Annotated in this window: 15 protein-coding genes; 2 read left to right on the forward strand and 13 right to left on the reverse strand. The window is 48.1% G+C overall.

The window, feature by feature from the left end:
* Window positions 1-41 precede the first annotated feature (41 nt).
* Both ACTNB8_RS08540 and ACTNB8_RS08545 read right to left on the reverse strand, forming a co-directional pair.
* Window positions 42-284: a hypothetical protein gene (locus tag ACTNB8_RS08540; protein WP_441053854.1), complete on the reverse strand. Its 243-nt coding sequence runs from the start codon at window positions 282-284 to the stop codon at window positions 42-44.
* 1 nt (window position 285) lies between these two features.
* Complete coding sequence (locus tag ACTNB8_RS08545) at window positions 286-534, reverse strand: DUF6941 family protein (protein WP_441053855.1); 249 nt, start codon at window positions 532-534, stop codon at window positions 286-288.
* 291 nt (window positions 535-825) lie between these two features.
* On the opposite strand from ACTNB8_RS08545, the gene ACTNB8_RS08550 reads away from it, so the two are divergent.
* Complete coding sequence (locus ACTNB8_RS08550; protein WP_441053856.1) at window positions 826-1,026, forward strand: hypothetical protein; 201 nt, start codon at window positions 826-828, stop codon at window positions 1,024-1,026.
* A 362-nt stretch (window positions 1,027-1,388) separates the two neighbouring features.
* Here the strand turns inward: ACTNB8_RS08550 and ACTNB8_RS08555 are convergent, their stop codons facing one another.
* Genes ACTNB8_RS08555 through ACTNB8_RS08565 form a run of 3 tightly spaced genes read right to left on the reverse strand, consistent with a single transcriptional unit; the run spans window position 1,389 to window position 2,391 of the window.
* On the reverse strand, window positions 1,389-1,676 hold the full coding sequence (locus ACTNB8_RS08555; RefSeq protein ID WP_441053857.1) for a hypothetical protein: 288 nt from the start codon (window positions 1,674-1,676) through the stop codon (window positions 1,389-1,391).
* Window positions 1,664-1,858: a hypothetical protein gene (locus tag ACTNB8_RS08560; RefSeq protein ID WP_441053858.1), complete on the reverse strand. Its 195-nt coding sequence runs from the start codon at window positions 1,856-1,858 to the stop codon at window positions 1,664-1,666. Before ACTNB8_RS08560 ends, ACTNB8_RS08555 begins: the two co-directional genes overlap by 13 nt.
* A complete protein-coding gene (locus ACTNB8_RS08565; protein WP_441053916.1) occupies window positions 1,855-2,391 on the reverse strand; it encodes a recombinase family protein in 537 nt (178 codons plus the stop codon). The genes ACTNB8_RS08560 and ACTNB8_RS08565 overlap by 4 nt, the downstream gene beginning before the upstream one ends.
* A gap of 111 nt (window positions 2,392-2,502) precedes the next feature.
* Here ACTNB8_RS08565 and ACTNB8_RS08570 point away from each other — a divergent pair, with 111 nt between their 5' ends.
* Window positions 2,503-2,844 (forward strand): helix-turn-helix domain-containing protein, encoded by a 342-nt coding sequence (locus tag ACTNB8_RS08570; RefSeq protein ID WP_441053859.1) that lies wholly within the window; start codon window positions 2,503-2,505, stop codon window positions 2,842-2,844.
* Between the two features lie 173 nt (window positions 2,845-3,017).
* Here the strand turns inward: ACTNB8_RS08570 and ACTNB8_RS08575 are convergent, their stop codons facing one another.
* The 8 genes from ACTNB8_RS08575 to ACTNB8_RS08610 all read right to left on the reverse strand — a co-directional run bounded on the left by ACTNB8_RS08575 (window position 3,018) and on the right by ACTNB8_RS08610 (window position 14,223).
* Window positions 3,018-3,839, reverse strand: coding sequence for a PD-(D/E)XK nuclease family transposase (locus ACTNB8_RS08575; RefSeq protein ID WP_441053860.1), 822 nt, complete (start codon window positions 3,837-3,839; stop codon window positions 3,018-3,020).
* Window positions 3,840-3,963: 124 nt separating this feature from the next.
* The gene (locus ACTNB8_RS08580; protein ID WP_441053861.1) at window positions 3,964-4,362 is read right to left on the reverse strand and encodes a hypothetical protein; all 399 of its coding nucleotides are present in this window, start codon (window positions 4,360-4,362) and stop codon (window positions 3,964-3,966) included.
* Between the two features lie 146 nt (window positions 4,363-4,508).
* Entirely contained in the window at window positions 4,509-6,710 is a 2,202-nt protein-coding gene (locus tag ACTNB8_RS08585; protein WP_441053862.1) for a recombinase family protein, read from the reverse strand.
* On the reverse strand, window positions 6,710-8,812 hold the full coding sequence (locus ACTNB8_RS08590) for a recombinase family protein (protein ID WP_441053863.1): 2,103 nt from the start codon (window positions 8,810-8,812) through the stop codon (window positions 6,710-6,712). The genes ACTNB8_RS08585 and ACTNB8_RS08590 overlap by 1 nt, the downstream gene beginning before the upstream one ends.
* A gap of 221 nt (window positions 8,813-9,033) precedes the next feature.
* Window positions 9,034-10,506: a glucosaminidase domain-containing protein gene (locus ACTNB8_RS08595; RefSeq protein ID WP_441053865.1), complete on the reverse strand. Its 1,473-nt coding sequence runs from the start codon at window positions 10,504-10,506 to the stop codon at window positions 9,034-9,036.
* A 65-nt stretch (window positions 10,507-10,571) separates the two neighbouring features.
* The gene (locus ACTNB8_RS08600; protein ID WP_441053867.1) at window positions 10,572-11,279 is read right to left on the reverse strand and encodes a LysM peptidoglycan-binding domain-containing protein; all 708 of its coding nucleotides are present in this window, start codon (window positions 11,277-11,279) and stop codon (window positions 10,572-10,574) included.
* A gap of 54 nt (window positions 11,280-11,333) precedes the next feature.
* Window positions 11,334-11,756, reverse strand: coding sequence for a phage holin family protein (locus ACTNB8_RS08605; RefSeq protein WP_107000202.1), 423 nt, complete (start codon window positions 11,754-11,756; stop codon window positions 11,334-11,336).
* Between the two features lie 103 nt (window positions 11,757-11,859).
* Window positions 11,860-14,223 carry a GDSL-type esterase/lipase family protein gene (locus ACTNB8_RS08610; RefSeq protein WP_441053869.1) on the reverse strand — a complete coding sequence of 788 codons (2,364 nt, stop codon included), beginning with the start codon at window positions 14,221-14,223 and terminating at the stop codon, window positions 11,860-11,862.
* Between the last annotated feature and the right edge of the window lie 72 nt (window positions 14,224-14,295).

Below are 14,295 nucleotides of genomic sequence, written 5' to 3' on the forward strand. Positions count from 1 at the left end.
TTTCCGTAAAGTTGATACTTTCGCTCTTCCCACGCTAATCCTCAATAATCAGTACCTGAATTATCTCCAACTTCCTCATAGTATCTATCGGTTATATATTCTGCTGATTCTGCCCACAATCCATTTTCTGTTTCCTGCAATGTCTTATACGTTTCAGATTTATAAAATTTCAATGCTGCGCTGCCTCTTAATGATTTATCAGGACAAAGTCTCCCCAAATTCTCCCTCATTACTCTATTCGTATTAACAAAATAAAAATTTGCATTCAATGCAGCTTCTGGCATATTAATCAACCCCATTTTTACCTTTTACATATATCTCAAAAGATCCACGATCAATTCCATCTATTTTTACTGTTGTCCTGTAAACTCCATTTTCTTTCAGCAAGACATTTTGCCAATTAGAACTGATATTTATACCTCTATATTTTTGAGGTATATCAATCTCCTGATTTTCTTCATATGGTATTGGGCCTTCAAGATTCGCAATAATTTCTTCCTTCGGATTAATAAATTGCATATTAATCGTATGCATTCCCTCTTCCAAATCCAATATACTACAAAAAATAGAATAGCCGAAAGGCAAGCAGTATTGGTGTCATGGACGCACCCTGAAAAAAGGCGGTATCCCGCCAGATTTCAGATGCTCTGGTAACTCAGTTGCCGAGTAGTTCACTAATTCAAATATTCGGTCACTTACGTCTTCATTTTCTGATTCTCCTTTTTTAGAGGAATTATTCATACTACGATAAATAACAAGTTTTACGTATATTCTTTAATTATCTGTATACATTAATAATTATAATAATCCTCAGGAGGTCAGTATATGAAAAGCAAAAAAGCAATCAACAATTCTCAGTCTGAAAATCAAAAAATCATTGACTCTTATGATTACATCTCAAATACAGCATCTGCTCATGACTGTACAGGTCTGATTCCCTCTGGTATTGCCAATGAATATGAACTGGAATCCTATAAATCAGTTTATCATTACCAACCACCGTACACCAAAAACAATTGCAAATAAATATATTAACCGCCCCTCAGGACGGTTAATATATGTTTCACTACCGCCGTTGGCGTACAGAAATTTCCTTTACTACGCATTTCTTCGGCAAAATACAATATATCGGTATAAAATAATCATTAACCACTACATATAGCGTTTCTACGTTTTTAGACGCAAAAAATAGGCCATCAACTCGAAAATTGATGACCTAAATATCGGTGCAAAAAGCTCACTTATTTGATTATTGAAAAAAGCCCACCTGGTTCCCGTTCCTGTCTGCTACGCTTTAAGCAAGCCGGATAGTGACCAAGTAGGCTTCTTTAATTTCGGATATTCTATTTTTCAGTGCCGAACTCTTCCTTTGCTTCGCCACACGCCCCTCACATTTCCCCACTGTCGGCTTTTTCTTCCGGGGTGGGATTGTTTTGCGATGGAGAGCCTTCTGCCCGACACAGGGCAAACGTGGGGCTTACCGTCCCGTCCAGCACTTTTCCATTTTCAATCGGCAGTGCTTCTTGAATTTGAAAGCTGACCAACCTCTGCTCCGGGAACAGATTTCCAATCATGCGGTAAGATCTGCGCTTATCCCATTTGGCATTTTTATAAACCATTCGCACGAAGGCCACGCACTTGATCTCACAGCTGCTGAACTCATTCAGCTTTCCCACTCGATGAGCTCCTGCATCTCCGGCTCATCCAGTTCAAAGAGCATCAGCTTATCGCTTCCCTGCTCCACAAGCTGCCCACGGAAGCGGTACTTCAAATCTTCGTCCCACTCCATGATATCAAAAAGAGCCTTTGCCAGTCCTCGACACCCAAGGGTACTTGCACACCAGCGTCCTTCTTTCAATCTACCCCAGCGGATTGCATTCGGATTGCTCTTTTCGCACGGCCGAATGGCAATACATCTGCCACGGATGCCAGAATCGTCAGAATCATGCGTCCGTTACTGTCCAGGGTGTAGATATTATCCGCTTCAAATTTTACCCCTACGGGTGGGTCAAGATTCTTCAGCGTTTCGATAACAGAAAGGCAGTCAACGATATTTCTGGCAAAACGGGCGATGGACTTTGTAAGAATCAGGTCAATCTTTCCCGCCTTACAATCCTCGATCAGCTGCTGCATTCCTTTGCGGTGTGCCAGCGAAGTGCCGCTGATTCCTTCATCATCATAAATGCCAACAAACTCCCAGCCGGGTTGGGCCTTAATGTAGTCCGTATAATAATTTTTCTGAAGCTCATACGAGGAGGTCTGTTCATCATTGTCAGTGGAAACACGTACATAGGCAGAGTGTGTGTGGCGTTTTGACCTCCATCTGACAGGTGGAGTGTACTTAAAAATTCCATCTAGCAGATGGAAAAAAGTGCTAAGATCACACAGCAGATAGGGGTGTGGGCTTTTGCGGTCTTAAACTCTTCTATAATCAGTTGCTATGTGCATTTTCATGCGGGATAATCGTACTGCCTTATGCGGGATTCATAAGGAGGACCACACATGGCAATTGATTATACTGCACTTGGACAGCGTATCGCTGATTTCAGGAGTAAGGAAAATTTATCACAGGAAGAACTTGCTTTCAGATGCGGAGTAGGAAATAAGCACATTAGTAACATAGAACTTGGAAAGAGCAAGCCAAGTTTGGAATCACTCGTTCAGATTGCAAACTTTCTGAATGTTTCCGCAGACGATCTTCTCGTAGACAGTCTGGCACATTCGGCTTCCACTGCCGATTCCGAGATTCACCGTCTGCTTTTGGACTGCAACACACTGGAGCAGGAGATTCTTACCCGAATGGTAAAGGAACTGAAAGCGATTTTATACGGATTGGGAGTATGATTTTGTAACCCGTTGACCACATAACAAAAAAGCCCGCATAAGCCACAACTGCACTTCGGAGCATGCCGGGGTGCTGTCTGTGGTTCATGCTGGATGAGGCAAAAAAAGAAGCCCACCAGCGTACCATGTAGGATTCTACACAGTTCGCCAGTGGGCTGGATATGTTTACTTTCTTATACCGCCTTTAATGGGGCTTTACCCATTGTTTCTTTGAACTCATCCACCGTCATATTTGCTTTTGCTGCCGCTATCTCAATATCAAGAGTTCCATCCTGAACCAAGTCAATCAGTGTAAGAATCTTGCCTTCAAGAATACTCTCATTTCTTAAATCTTCCATCTGCTTGCACACTTCGCTCACTCCTTTCGGGTTTTCTTTAAGATATCTGGTTTTCTCAGCCATTAATGGAAAAATCATATCATTAGCCTGGGTACAGTTAAAATCATGCATCAATTTACCAACATCAGAATCCCCACGATACTCGCCATCCACATATATAATATGCGTTCCATCATTAAATGGTTTTCCAGTTGTGGTAATTATATTCTGTACAGGATATAATGGCTGGTTTTCTCCAAAATAATCGTTTTCTGTTATAAAGATTACATAAGTATCTGGTAAGCTACTAAAATCCTCTCCCGCATCAAGGTTCTCAATGTCCATCATGCTGGAGTGATATCTAGCACGGTGTGGGTCTGCTCCAATATCTGCTCTTTGAACTTCTATATCGTACTTTTTCCCCATTGAATCCGTACCATAAGCATCCAAAAGAATAGATTTCGCACCTGTTACACGTTTTAAATCAGCCTGGGTTTCACAAGAAACCAACTGTAAATCATTCTTCCCTGTTATAATGCGCAGTACCATTTCTGCTAATGGAACGTTATTTCTAAAAAGGCAACGCATAAAAGTATCATCAATCGGTCTAAAGCCACGTAAACGTTGAAGATCTTCTTGGTGATGTCTTTTCTTTCGTTCCTCCAGTGTCTCAGCCATCGGCGCCACCTCCTCAAAGTGTTTTCAACTAGAGTGTATAATACTCCTATTGTATTTTCATGTTACCATAAAGATGCCCTTTTATCAAGCAGTCATCTGTGAACTTTCCAGCAATTTTTGTTGGTCATCGTGTGTATTTCAAACCCCGATACGCATCCAGCACGAATTCCAAAAACTGGGGACTCATCTGCTCCACTATGCTCTTGCCATCAACATTCTCCAGCATGGTCACACCAGCTTTTGACAAGTCATCTTCTCTCTTCTCCAGCTCCCTGATGCTGTCTGCCACGGCCGCATCGATGAACGCAGCGAGCTTTGCTCCGTCAACATTGCTTTGTATAGGCATCGGTGCGCCATCATCACCGGCTAACCGGATTACCTTCGGGTCAAGGATAGCCTCTACTTTTTTAAATGCTTCTTTCTCCGGCATCCGCCGCAGATATCCTTTCATTGCACTCATGACCACCAGCTCCATCTGGGTCGCTGCATAATCTTCTACTGAAAGCCATGCTAATCTCTTCATGTCGTTCTCTCCTGCTATGTGTATTTCTGTACTCTCAACATATAGCAGAATTTTGCACATAGCAATGGGTTCGGAAAAAAATCCTCCAAAAGAAAAAAATCCCCACCAGACAAGACAAAGTGTCTCATCCAGTGGGGTTCCCAAAATCACGCTTCCTGCTCCAGCAATGCTCGTTCTTGTGCTTTCCGTTTCCGGATCATCAGCGTGTGTGCCGTTTTTTCCTTTCTCTTTTCTCTATGGTACCGAATGCAGAGTCCGTTGACCTGCCAGCCGTCCATCAGCACCTCGACCGTTTTATTCGGATTGCATCTGCGGAATCCGATGAAAGCCATCAGCGTCCGGCTGTTGCCGGTGCTGGTCAGCTTGACTCCAAAATTCGTCGTGTAGGTGATCACATCACCGTCAACGATTCCTTCCTTGATGAATGCGAAGTAAACGCCCTTTTCAAATTCCAGGAAATCCGGAGCCTGTTCCACCCGGTCTGCACCCATCTTTCTTTTTCCACGCCGGATATCACTCAGGATTTTGCTTCGTGCCTTGCCGCCAAAGTCACGCAGGCAGCTTCCATCTGTATCCAGACCATTGACATTCAGCTTCATGCCGGCCTTGTTGATTTCGGGCAGGGCTTCCAGGCAGCGGATGAAAAAGTCGTAGTTGTGCTTCATCTCCGAAAGAAGCTGTTCTTCCTGGCTGAGTTGCTGCCGTTCGTCCATTTTCTCATTCAAACGCTCCCGCAGGTCATCCACCAGTCTTTCGTAGGTATCAATCTCCGGGCTGGCTTTCTGGCGGCCACGCTCTACTGCTTCTTTCAGCCGCCCCTGCATCTGAGCCATTTTTTCCTCCAGCTGCAGAATCTGCTCATCCAGTTCGGCTTTTCTGGAAGAATCCCGTTCTGCGACATGCTCCTGTACCTTCTGGTAGACCATCCGGAATTCCGAATCGATCCATGCGTTCTCCCCGTTTTCTTCATGGTCGCGCTTGATGGCGTACAACATTTCCATGAAGCTCTGCTTGACCGCCGTCTCGTATACAAAATGGGAAGGGCACTTTGCATCCCCTTCGCCGATATAAATCGGATGCCAGGCAACATCCGGGTCTGCTTTTCCCATAAATGGCCCATCGTTGGTCGGTGAGGTATCCTTAAGACTTGAGCACCGCCAAACGGGATAGGTATAATAATATCGTTCATAGTAATCATCCGGCGAACTGCCCTGTGCCAACAGCTCACTGCGGCAGGCATCCAGACACCTGTCATCCTCGAAGTGCGTTGCTCTTGCCTGCAGGGTTCTGCGGTAAAAGGGGGCTCCGCACTTTCCGCATACCAGGTTATCAAAGACATCCTTGCCCACTCGTTTTTCCCGCTTTTCATCCTTTTTCGTTCGGTTTTTCTTTCTGTGTGCCAGGATTTCCTGTGCCCGCATCCATACCGCGCGATTGATAATCGGGACATGGTGGTCCGTCACATAAAATTTCGGAGCTTCTCCATTGTTTGGAATCGTCTTGTGGCTCAGGAAATCGACGGTAACCGTTTTCTGCATTTCGCAGTCACCAACATATTTTTCATTCCGGAGGATAAAATCCACACTTTCGCTCTGCCATTTTGTCCCTTTGGATGAAGGGATTCCCTTTTCATTCAGTTCATTGCTGATTTTGTAAGAAGATTTTCCCAGAAGGAACTCATCGAAGATGAACCGCACCACCTTGGCCTGTTCTTCTACAATGACCCAGTCCTTATTCGTCTCACCGTCCGTATAACCGTAGACCGACCGTGGATTTCCAAAGGCAATCCCTTCCTGAAACCGCTTTTGAATACTCCAGCTGATATTCTTGGAGATCGAATTGCTCTCTTCCTGTGCCAATGCTGAAAGGATGGTCAGGAGCAGTTCGCCAGACGCATCCAGCGTGTCGATGTTCTCCTTTTCGAAGTATACACCGATTGGCGGGTCACACTGCCGAAGCTGTCTCACGCAATTCAGCGTATCGACCGTATTTCGTGCAAATCGGGAAATGGACTTTGTAATGATGTAATCGATCTTCCCGTCCAGCGCATCCTGCATCATCTGATTAAACTCGGTGCGGTGGTTACGGTTGGTGCCGGAGATTGCTTCATCTGCATACATTCCGGCAAAAGTCCAGCCTTCTCTTTCATTGATCAGCTTCGTGTAATAGCTTTTCTGCCCCTCATACGAAGTCTGCTGGGCAAGCTCATCGGTTGAAACACGGCCGTAAGCGGCAACCCGAATGTCCTTTGCCTTTTTCAGCTGACCGCCGGCAGACACTCTCCGCTTCGTTGCCGGAATCACCTGCACATTGTTTGCAACCGTCCCTTGTGTCATTTGTCTGTTCATCAATACTTCCTCCTTATCATGCCAGGCTGCTGATAGCCCTCAAATACGCTGTCACACTCCACTTCCGTACAGGTGTCATCAAACCAGTGGATTCTAAAATGTTTCGGTGAAAAAATGGTAACGGAAAGCACAAAGGCTTTCACATACGTTCCAACTGCTTCATCCAGAAACATCTGCGTCCCTCCCGCCAGAGAATCCAGCCATTGCAGCGTTTTCTCCCGGATTTCATGGGTCTGCTCCAGCTTCTTCCAGTAATCTTCCATGTACCGAACCTGTTCGGCCTGTTGCTGGGCTTCATGTTCCAGCTTCTCCAGCTGTTCTTCTTCATTGAGAAGTCGGTTTTCTAACTCTGTGACTGCTTCTTTATCTCTCGGTTCTCCCAGCACCTCACATCGCACTTTCAATGCTTCTTTTTCCGCCTGAATATCCCGAATGTGCTGGTGGACATCCCGAATGCTATAGTTCACTGCAGACAGCTGGCGTTTCAGAAAATCCCCTTCCTGCTCCATATGGTCGAAATCATGGATCTCTCTCAGCTTCTCAGTCAGGTTCTTTAATGCCTGATTTCTCGCATTATCAATGGGTGCTTTGGAGATCATCTGCATGACCTCATGGACTTCTGCATCCATCTTCTCACCCAGCTTGAATTTTTCGGCAAATGCTTTGCAAAGCAGCGTCTGGATCTGCTCTTCATAAATCGGTTCCATTCGGCAGCGCTTCTGTCCCTGCTGGGCGAGCTTCGTCGCACACCGCCAGATGGTTGTCCTTGTTGTGGAATGGCCTTGAAAATACCGTCCGCATTCTCCACACAGCAGGAGCTTGGAATAGTTTCTTTCGTTTCTTCCCTTTTCGATGCCCCTATACTTTGCCGTGTATGCCTTCCAGACTTCCTGTGCTTCCTGCCACAATTCTTCCGAAATGATAGCCGGATGATGATTTCGTATCAGGTATTTCGGCTTTTCCCCCTTATTGACCTTCTGTTTATGCCCATTCCTGTGATCGGTGTAGGTCTTCTGACAAAGTACGGAACCGCAGTAACGAACATTTGCGATCATGTACCGAACATCCGTTGCCGTCCACCCCCGCTTATCTTCTTCCTTTAGTGCGCCAGCTGGCAGCACAGTCGGCTTCCGCTTTTGCCGCTGTCTGCATCCGCTGTTCGGCGGCGGGATATGCAGGGCATCCAGCTTCTGGGCGATCTGTGTGAAGCTCAGCTCTTCTTTTGTAAAAAGCCGGAACACCATCCGAACAATCTCTGCTTCTTCCGGGATGATGAACACTGCCCGGTATCGGTATCCGTTCTCGTTCACTGTATACTCCCCTTTGCAGAATTCGTATCCGTAAATATCCTTGTTGCAGACATTTCCGGCCGGAAACCGTTTCTGATTGCTCCATGCAATGTTTGCTGAAATCGAACGACTCTCTTCCTGGGCAATGGCAGCCAGCGTAGTAAGAATGAACTCGCTGTAAGCATCCGCTGTATCCATCGCTTCCCGCTCAAACAGGATCGTGACATTGTTTTCCTTTAAGGTCCGCAATGCCACAAGAAAGTCCTGCGTGTTTCGGGCAAAACGGCTGATGGACTTGCAGATCACACGGTCAATCTTCCCCTGCTTGCAGTGTCGGAGCAAACGGTTGAAACCTGTCCGTCCTTCCCTGCTTGTTGCGGAAATGCCATGATCGGAATAAATGCCGGCGGATGTCCACCCTGCATTTCCTGCCAGGAGTGACATAAAGTAGCGTTCCTGCATTTCATACGAATCCTCCTGTGCCGGATTGGTGGAGGAAACACGGATATATGCGGCGACCCGAACAGCCTTCTCTTGGCTTGCTGCTGGCACCGTCGGCATTGCCGGCCGGCATTCCTGCATCACATCGGATGCGAGCTGGGAGAAGTCTTCCATACTCTCCGGCTCATTCACCGGCATTTCTTTTACTGGTGCATAGCTGGTTACGGGCGGCTTCTTTTTCTCAGCCCTGACTTTTTGCATGGCGGCAAGGATCTGCGCCACCGATTCACTCTGTTCTGCCTTTTTCTTACCTTTTGCTTCCGGCAGCTTCATCTTTGACATAAGATCATTCAGAAAAGCATTTGAATCCATATCATCCTCTCCTTTCGTCAGATTTTCCTTCCGAAAGGAAAACGTGTGGTAATGCCACCGCCTTTTCCTATCTTCGGGTAGTGACATATTTGCTCTATCCGGCACTTATAGCAAGTGATATCCGAACTATAAATCGTAGAATATCTGCCCACATAGTCGGGCAAAACTGACGATTGCATTGTATGTAAAAAGGCTCTCCTTTTCAGGAAAGCCCATGAATGTCAGATACGTGCTGCGAAGTCAAGTGCAATCCAGCCAGCACCGGATTTCAGCTTGCCCCAGCCTTTCACAGAACCAGCACCCGCAGATTCTGCCACGATGGTGAACACGCCCTTTCCGGTGTAATAACCGGTCTTGCCGTAGTTTGTTCCCGGTCCTTTACGGATGTTGAGATCGTTGATGGACACGCGAACCGCATACGGCACAGATGCAGTCTGGGTCACAGGATAGACCGCCTTGCCGGCTGGATCGTAGACCGTATACCCCGGATTCGCATCCGCACACTGCTTCGCATAGGCCAGATCATGGAACGCCCCTTTCTGGGAAGCTGCATTCTGCCAGCTCTTACGCACACGATACCAGCCAGAGATGTTACCTCCCTGGTTCTGGGCTGAGGCATTATACTGTGTCAGGTTCCAGCGTTCGATGATATTGCAGAGATTCTGCACATAGGTGTGGCTGGTGGCATAGCCGCCGTCCTTGATAATCTGCACAGCCTTCTTGTAGTCCATGCATCCAGCCAGAGCTTCATAACGTTTCCTGCTGCCATTCATCGCACCGAGCAGATATGCCGCATGGTCGGCAATGGAGTCCTCCACACAGGCGTACTTTCGGAAATCAGCGGTGATCGTGACATAGCTGCCATCGGCATTCTGCTCCTGCGTTTTCTTAGTATAGACAGACTTACCATCCCAACTGCTGCCACTCCAGCTGTTCCCGGAAAGAGAGGTCTTCATGCCAAAGCAGTTATTTGCATTCTGTGCCAGCTCAGATTTACCATAGCCGGACTCCAGAATAAACTGCGCCATCGACACGCAGGCGAGGATGCCGGACTGCTTCTGGTTTTCGGTAAACAGCGGGCCGATCTTTGCCACTGCCTCTGCTTCTGACAGGTTCTTAAGGGAAGATGCCTGCAGGCAGGATGAAGCTGAACCGCCCAGTGCCGCCGTCACCCTTGCGGCCAGATCACCCAGACGGGCATACAGCCAGTTTCCGGGACAGCTTTTGTTGGCAAACCAGCGATGAACAGTCAGGATCATCTCGTCTGCTGCCGGAGCGTAGTTGAGGGTTTTATTCTTGTCGCCCAGCCACAGCAGTTTCTTCTTGCCGTTACGTTTGCAGATATCGATGCAAAGCTTAATGAGCGAGCCATATACGGCGCTGTTCATCGCATACGGCTCGTTCATGTCGCTGGCACATTCGATGGTGACTGCTCTCTGGTCATTGGAATTGCTGGACGAGCACCAGCTGCGGTTCTTCTCCTCCACGCACAGAGAAACACGGCCGTCCGTGCCAATGCCATAGTTGCAGCTGGCCTGACGGGTCGGGCTGGTAAAACATCCGCAAATGCTCTCTGCAGAAAGCTGGCCTACCACGCAATGCGGAGTGATGCGGTCAATGCTGTGTGTTCTCTGCCCGGAATGGTTCGGGGAGAGTTTGGTATAAACAACGAGTGGACTATTGGTGTATCCCATATTGATTCCTCCTAAAAAATTGAGACCCGGATCACTCCGAGTCTCATGTGTTTGTGTTATTGTGTTTAAGGGATCAGCAGCTTCATGCCGACCCGGATGGCATTGGAGGTCAGGCCGTTCAGTGCACGGATATCGGCACAACGGCTGCCATCCCCCAGTTCCTTCTCTGCAATCTTCCAGAGGTTGTCGCCCGGAACAACGGTGTAGATCTTGCTGGCGGTAAAGGCATAGGTATCCGCACTGTTGAGAACATAGGCCAGACCGCTCGTCGCTTCCGGGCATTTGATCTTCAGCCAGCCGGCACAGAACTCCACGATCTCGATCAGCGTATTCTTCTTATAGATGGTCACAACCTCTGCACTGGTATCCGGCATTTCCCGGATATTCATAAGAGTCTTGAGCTTGCCATAGGCGATCGCTGCCGGGAGTTCCTCTGCAGTCGGATACTCTTCCTTTCCGGCTTCCTCTTTCTGCTCATCCGTCACAGGGGTGTCCTTCTCTTCCGAAGATTCCTCTTCCGGTGCTTTCCCTTCCGGCTCGTCCATAACCGGCTTTTCCTCCGCTTCTTCTGCACCTGTCACCGGCACAGCCTCCTCCGGGTAGATCACATTGCCGTCATTGTCAAACACACGGCTGCCGGGATTCTCATCGCACTTGGCTTTTGCATTCGCCAGTAGACGGTATGCACCAAGCTGGGATGCTTCATCTTCCCAGTCCTCACGCACACGGTAGTAGCCGGTCGTCAGCTTTACGGGATATTCTTTCATACTCATGGTCCGTTCCTCCTAAATAAAATGTGGGAGAGGCTTATCGCCCCTCCCGGTTGATTACTGCTTGTCGATTTTGTCCTGATCGCGCTCGTCTTTCAGCTGTGCCAGCATCTCCTTGAGCTTCTCCGGCACCGGAAGACCGATCACTGCTGCATTCTCGAGACAGCTCAGACCCTCGTTTGCCAGATAGAAGAACACCACAGCGGTGCGGATGGCGGCTCCATTCTGGAGGATCTGTGTGTCAATGATATTGGCAATACCAACCAGCACAAAGATACATACCTTCTTGGCGATACCCTTAAAGCCAACTTCAGAAGAAAGCTCATGCTTGATTGCTGCCGCCAGCACCCCGGTGAAGTAGTCACAGACCACGAACACTACAAGTGCATACAGGAAGCCGTCAAACCCGCCGAAGAACCAGCCCAGGAAACCACCCAGGCCTGCGAACATCCATTCAATCTTGTCGATCACATTCTGCATAATTCCGTCCTTTCCGCCCGTATCCGGGCAATAAAAATAGACAGCCGAAGCTGCCCTGTGATATGGATTGTATATAAAAACACGGACAAGCCGTGGGATTTGATTATCGATAGCTGGCAATCACTGCACTGGCATTGAACATTCCGATCTTCTTTGCGCCTGCCGCATTCGGATGCAGACCATCAATCAGGTAGCGGCCATTGGCATTCTTTTTCTCGTAGATGTCACAGATACCACAGCAGAAAGTATCAATGACTTCCAGAGACATCCTGCCGGCAAGAAGTTTCAGATAATCGCCTTTCGCCTTGGACTGTGCATAGCTCCGGGTCGTGATATAGCCCTGAATCGGCGTACAGATATAAATCTTCGCCGCCGGGTATAGCTGCTGAAGTTTTTCGATGCTGTACCGGAATGCTGATGCAAACACCCTGCGGTCCAGCTCTTCGATGGCGACCATTTCATTCTCTGAAGTGAAAGAGCCTTCCATATCGCCGGAAGGAACACCATCATTCGTACCACAGGCGATCAGGATCATATCAAAGTCGGCGTAGGCAGTCACTTCCTTGTAGTGAGGGCTGGTCTTGTCCTTGCCTCGGATGAGTTTTTCCACCTGATTGCCCATGACATTGTTGTGGTTCTGATCCGGTCCGGAAAAGACCGGGTTGCCATCGTAAACGCTGTCCTCATAATCGCACCATCTGGCACTGGATACCGACAGGTTTACAAACCGCTCCGGCTGGATGATCTCATTGAAGTATCTTACCCAGCCACGCTCCGATGTGTTCAGTGCCGTGATGCTGTCTCCCAAAAACAGGATCTTCTTTCCGGTGAACGCAGATTTCTGCTTCATGACCACCTGCATATCCGTAGACACGGAACTGATCGTTTTGGAAAGGTTCTGCATATTCGCATCTGCTGTTTTGATCGCATCCGCATTTACACGGACCTTTTCCGACAAGGTAGCAAGCTCCTTTGTATTGGTGTCAGCCTGCTCATGAAGGAGGCTGTAATCTTCCCCAAAGTAGCTGCCATTCACATTGAAGTAATGTGCCTTTACGTTGGACATGGTCATATCGTAGGTGCTGTTCTTCGTGAACACGATTTGGATATAATCATCCTTATACCCGGCATCTTCCAGCTTTTTGGATGGGATTTCAAGCGTGATCCTCTTTGGTTTTCCATCTGTAGAAGCAATCGACCCAAGGTTTACCAACTTTGAACCAACCACATAGTAGTGCATCAGCTGGTCGTTGCAGTAATCCATCTCGACATAGAGCTTATCAAACCGCTCCGCACGGGGAACTTTAATGCCGCCGCCATAATACCCGCTCTCATACTCCGTCAAAAAATGATGGATGGTGGCTCCTTCATCCACGATCTCCCATTTTCCTTTGGAAAAGACACAGGGCTGGAATGGAACTTCAAGGCTCTGTGACATCAGCGCATCCCGTGCAAGTTTTGCCGCGCTTACACAGGCATCTGCGAGTTTATCCTTTGTAACGGTAGCATCCAGGAGTTTCTGTCCGTCCACCGATTTATCCCGAAGCATCGTGCCGGACAGCGTATGGTCGCCAAACGGCATCCTGCCATCCACCTTGAACGGAAAGTAGCCATAAGACCGTTCCGGATATTTACAGTCCACTACAAAAACGATGACATCATTCTCTTTTGGAGAATCCGACCAGTCCGCTGTCACCAACGTCCCTTCCACTGTATCGTAGGAGATATAGGTCAAAAGAGCATCCGGGTTATATGGAACCGGCTCTGGTTTCGTAAGCAGCTTATTCCCCTTCGCACCCAGATAGATAAAGTTCCCAAAAAACTCCAGCTGATGCTCTGTGGTATTCAGATTGACTGCTCCTGTATAAGAGAAAGGCATACCGTTGGCATAGAACTTATCGGCTCTGGACCGTAAGTGTGCACCAAATGAGTCATAGGTCTTCCCTGCCGAATCGACCCGCGCATCCAGAGTCTCCTTGTCCGTAGTCTTACCGGATGCAATGCTGTTCATCCTGGAATTCAGGGATGCTGCACTCTGCTGCATGGCTATCCGTCCATCCTCCAGCTGCTTCTGAGCATCTGCCACCTTCTTCGCCAGCGTAGTGGTCGTATCACTCAGGCTGTCATTCACGTTCTGCACCGTATCCGTGAGTTTTTGGGTGACCCTTTCTTCCGTTTCGGACACATTTTTACTGATGCGGCTTTCTGTTTCTGTCAGTTCCGTATGGACGTCCTCTGCTGTCCGGGTCAGATGATCCTCTGCCAGCCTGATCTGCTCACTGAACTGACTGCATACAGACCAGTAGTGTTCATTAAAGATTTCCGTTCCAGCCGGGACCGGCAGCTTGGAGATATAGCTGACACCAGTTTCTTGACACAGCACGATGATCAGTTCCTCGTACTCTTTTGTCTTGTCCCAGATGCCGCCATGCTTCGGGACGATGCGTCTGCCAACATACTTAGGCATAGAACACACCTCCCCTCAGCACAGAAGAGATCAGATTACTGCACAGGTCAGATAATCCGATACCCCCCCCCC

The sequence above is a fragment of the Blautia sp. HCP28S3_G10 genome, from assembly GCF_052065235.1.
In the GTDB taxonomy this organism is placed as follows: domain Bacteria; phylum Bacillota; class Clostridia; order Lachnospirales; family Lachnospiraceae; genus Blautia_A.

Excerpts from the sequence above, each read along its gene's own strand:
- ACTNB8_RS08570 (WP_441053859.1), top strand. The coding sequence starts at position 2,503 with ATGGCAATTGATTATACTGCACTTGGACAGCGTATCGCTGATTTCAGG.
- ACTNB8_RS08600 (WP_441053867.1), bottom strand. The coding sequence starts at position 11,279 with ATGAGTATGAAAGAATATCCCGTAAAGCTGACGACCGGCTACTACCGT.
- ACTNB8_RS08595 (WP_441053865.1), bottom strand. The coding sequence starts at position 10,506 with ATGGGATACACCAATAGTCCACTCGTTGTTTATACCAAACTCTCCCCG.
- ACTNB8_RS08590 (WP_441053863.1), bottom strand. The coding sequence starts at position 8,812 with ATGGATTCAAATGCTTTTCTGAATGATCTTATGTCAAAGATGAAGCTG.
- ACTNB8_RS08540 (WP_441053854.1), bottom strand. The coding sequence starts at position 284 with ATGCCAGAAGCTGCATTGAATGCAAATTTTTATTTTGTTAATACGAAT.
- ACTNB8_RS08605 (WP_107000202.1), bottom strand. The coding sequence starts at position 11,756 with ATGCAGAATGTGATCGACAAGATTGAATGGATGTTCGCAGGCCTGGGT.
- ACTNB8_RS08610 (WP_441053869.1), bottom strand. The coding sequence starts at position 14,223 with ATGCCTAAGTATGTTGGCAGACGCATCGTCCCGAAGCATGGCGGCATC.
- ACTNB8_RS08580 (WP_441053861.1), bottom strand. The coding sequence starts at position 4,362 with ATGAAGAGATTAGCATGGCTTTCAGTAGAAGATTATGCAGCGACCCAG.
- ACTNB8_RS08575 (WP_441053860.1), bottom strand. The coding sequence starts at position 3,839 with ATGGCTGAGACACTGGAGGAACGAAAGAAAAGACATCACCAAGAAGAT.
- ACTNB8_RS08585 (WP_441053862.1), bottom strand. The coding sequence starts at position 6,710 with ATGAACAGACAAATGACACAAGGGACGGTTGCAAACAATGTGCAGGTG.
- ACTNB8_RS08545 (WP_441053855.1), bottom strand. The coding sequence starts at position 534 with ATGCATACGATTAATATGCAATTTATTAATCCGAAGGAAGAAATTATT.
- ACTNB8_RS08550 (WP_441053856.1), top strand. The coding sequence starts at position 826 with ATGAAAAGCAAAAAAGCAATCAACAATTCTCAGTCTGAAAATCAAAAA.